The sequence below is a fragment of the Mycobacterium sp. genome (assembly GCF_032159765.1).
Lineage (GTDB): Bacteria > Actinomycetota > Actinomycetes > Mycobacteriales > Mycobacteriaceae > Mycobacterium.
Window position 1 is genome coordinate 1 of record NZ_JAVHWM010000173.1, and the last position, 2,629, is coordinate 2,629.

Annotated in this window: 4 protein-coding genes; 2 read left to right on the forward strand and 2 right to left on the reverse strand. The window is 65.8% G+C overall.

Translation table 11 applies throughout. The annotated features are described in order from the left end of the window. Together QOH60_RS21270 and QOH60_RS21275 are read left to right on the forward strand one after the other, a co-directional pair. Nucleotides 1-634 (forward strand): TetR/AcrR family transcriptional regulator (locus tag QOH60_RS21270; protein ID WP_526423854.1); only part of this gene is annotated, 634 nt, incomplete at its 5' end. A 34-nt stretch (nt 635-668) separates the two neighbouring features. Then, complete coding sequence (locus tag QOH60_RS21275) at nt 669-1,028, forward strand: nuclear transport factor 2 family protein (protein ID WP_526423855.1); 360 nt, start codon at nt 669-671, stop codon at nt 1,026-1,028. A 303-nt stretch (nt 1,029-1,331) separates the two neighbouring features. Here QOH60_RS21275 and QOH60_RS21280 read toward each other — a convergent pair whose 3' ends face one another. Beyond that, nucleotides 1,332-2,087, reverse strand: coding sequence for an SDR family NAD(P)-dependent oxidoreductase (locus QOH60_RS21280; RefSeq protein ID WP_526423856.1), 756 nt, complete (start codon nt 2,085-2,087; stop codon nt 1,332-1,334). A 43-nt stretch (nt 2,088-2,130) separates the two neighbouring features. Further along, a partial coding sequence (locus QOH60_RS21285; protein ID WP_526423857.1) for an SDR family NAD(P)-dependent oxidoreductase occupies nt 2,131-2,629 on the reverse strand: 499 nt, incomplete at its 5' end.

Consider the following 2,629-nt stretch of genomic DNA (forward strand, 5'->3'; position numbering starts at 1 on the left):
TCAGGCGCCGACGCTGTATCACCACTTCGGCAGCAAGGAGGGTCTGCTCGATGCGGTGGTAAGTCATGGGCTCCGCCGATTTCTGGACGAGCATCGCGACGACGCCGATCGTGACCAGGTTGACCCGATCGAGCAGATCCGGCAGGGCTGGGACATCCACGTGCGGTTCGGTCTGGCCAACCCCGCGTTCTACGCGCATATCTACGGGCACGTCGAGCGGGGCAAGCAGTGCGGCGTCGTCGCGGACGTGGAGTTGATGCTGCTGCAGGCGCTGGAGCCGGCGGCGCGGCGGGGGCGGTTGTCGGTGACAGCGGCCGCGGCGGCGGCGCAAATCCTCGCCGCTAGCAGTGGCGTCGTGTTGGCGCTGATCACCGACCCCTCCGACCAGCCGGACATGAGCCTGTCCGAGCGGGTGCGGGATGCAATGCTGTCTTCGATCACGGTGCCGGCGGCGAGCCGGGCGGGTCCTGGCCGGCGGCGCAGCACCACCGCAGCGCAGCCGACCCCGGCGAGTGCGGCCGTCGCGTTGGCTGCCGCATTGGATGACGACTCGCCGGCTTTGACGACCACCGAGAACGCGCTACTGCGCGACTGGCTGACGCGGATTGCGAATCCCAAGCCCGGGCGCAGGTAGCGCCGCAACCCTGTTTCGCTGAGAGGAAACCCTCATGAGCAACACGCGCGTAGGTATCGATCTGACCGCCCTGCCCGCTACCGTCCTGCGGTATCTGGACGCGCACCGCGACAACGACCCCGACACGGCCATCACCGCCTTCGTCGCGGACGCCGTCGTCGTCGATGACGGCAAGACCTACACCGGCATCGCGGCGATCCGCGAGTGGCTGGGCCGCTCGGCCAGCGAGTACACCTACACCATCGCGCTCACCGCCGCCGCCAAGTTCGACGACACAAATTTCGAGGCCGTCAACCATCTCGAGGGCAACTTCCCGGGCGGCACAGTCGATCTGCGTTACCGGTTCACCCTCGATGATGACCGGCGCATCAGCCGCCTCGTCATCGCACCCTGACAGACTGCTGCGATCACACTCAGCGTGCGACGTTTCGTGAGCACGAATACGGGCGAGGCTCGCGCAATCGAACGTGGCTTCGTCGCCGAGCCCTATCTCGCGCTGACGAACTACGTCAAGAACCGGCTCCGGCGGCTACACACCCGAGGACATCGCCGACGGCGGCAGCGACCGCCTCGCCGACGACCTTGTCCTGCACGGCACACCCAAGACGATCGCGGCTGGCCTCTGCGTGACAAACCCCGCGGTCGCGCTGTGTCGGGCGGTGGCGGAAGGCAGCTGCTCACGCTCGGATCGTTCGGGTTATTGGGGTGTTCCGCCGCTGACCAGCAGGCTCTGTCCACTGACCCAGGCGGCCAGATCTGATGCGAGGTACTCGGCTGCGTCGGCGACATCCTCGACGGTGCCCATCCGCTTGCCGATCCGGCTCTGACCGGCGATGTACTGGCGGACGGGATGGTTGGGGTCGTATTCGGTGAACACGCCGGCGCCCTCGATGGCGGTGGGCAGGATGGTGTTGACCGTGACGCCCCGATGGGCGATCTCTTGGGCGAGGACCTGGACGGCGTAGCGCGGGCCGGTCTTACTGGAGCCGTAGAGGCCTTCGCCCACTACCGGAAGGGTCGTGGTGCTGGAGCCGATGTAGATGATGCGGCCGTTGTCCGCGATGTGGCGAGCCGCTGCTTGCAGGGTGAAGAAGGTTCCCTTGGTGTTGATCGCATACAGCTTGTCGAACTGGGCTTCGGTGATGTCCAGGAACGGGATACCGATCCGCTCGATGCCGGCGTTTGCGACGACGACGTCGATCGTGCCGAAGCGTGCTAGGGATTCCGTGAAGAGTCCCTCGATGTCGGTGAGGATGGACGCGTCGGCTCGGACGGCGATCGCTTCGACGCCGAGTTTCTTGACCTCGGCCACGGTGGCATCGGCGACCTTCGGGTCGCTGACGTAATCGATCACGATGTTCGCGCCGAGGCTGGCGTAGCGCAGTGCGATGGCTTTACCGATTCCCCGGGCAGAGCCGGTGACGACAGCGGTCTTGCCGATCAGGTCAGTCATGAAAGTCGTCCTTTTGAGATTGAAGTGTTGAAGGTTTGGTGTGTCAAAGGCTTTGTCCGCCGGAGACCTCGACCCGCTGCGCGGTCATCCACCGGTTGTCGTCGGAGAGCAGAGCGGCCACGGCGGCGCCGATGTCGTCGGGTTCGCCCACCCGGCCGAGGGCGACCTGGGAGGTCAGGTAAGCGCGGACCTGCTCGTTGTCGCGCATCATGCCGCCGGAGAAGTCGGTCGCGGTCGCGCCCGGGGCGATGGCGTTGACACGGATACCGCGGGCGCCGAGCTCAGCAGCCTGGTAGCGGGTCAGGACCTCGATGGCGCCCTTCATCGCGGCATACGCGCCGTTACCGGGAACGGCGAAGCGGGTCAACCCAGTGGAGACGTTGACGATCGCGCCGCCGTCTGCCAGCAGCGGCAGCAACGTCTGGGTAAGGAAGAAGACACCCTTGAAGTGGACGTTGACCAAGTCGGCAAAGTCCTTTTCCGTGGTCTCGGCGAACGGCGAGGTCACACTGAAGCCCGCGTTGTTGACCAGGAAATCGAAG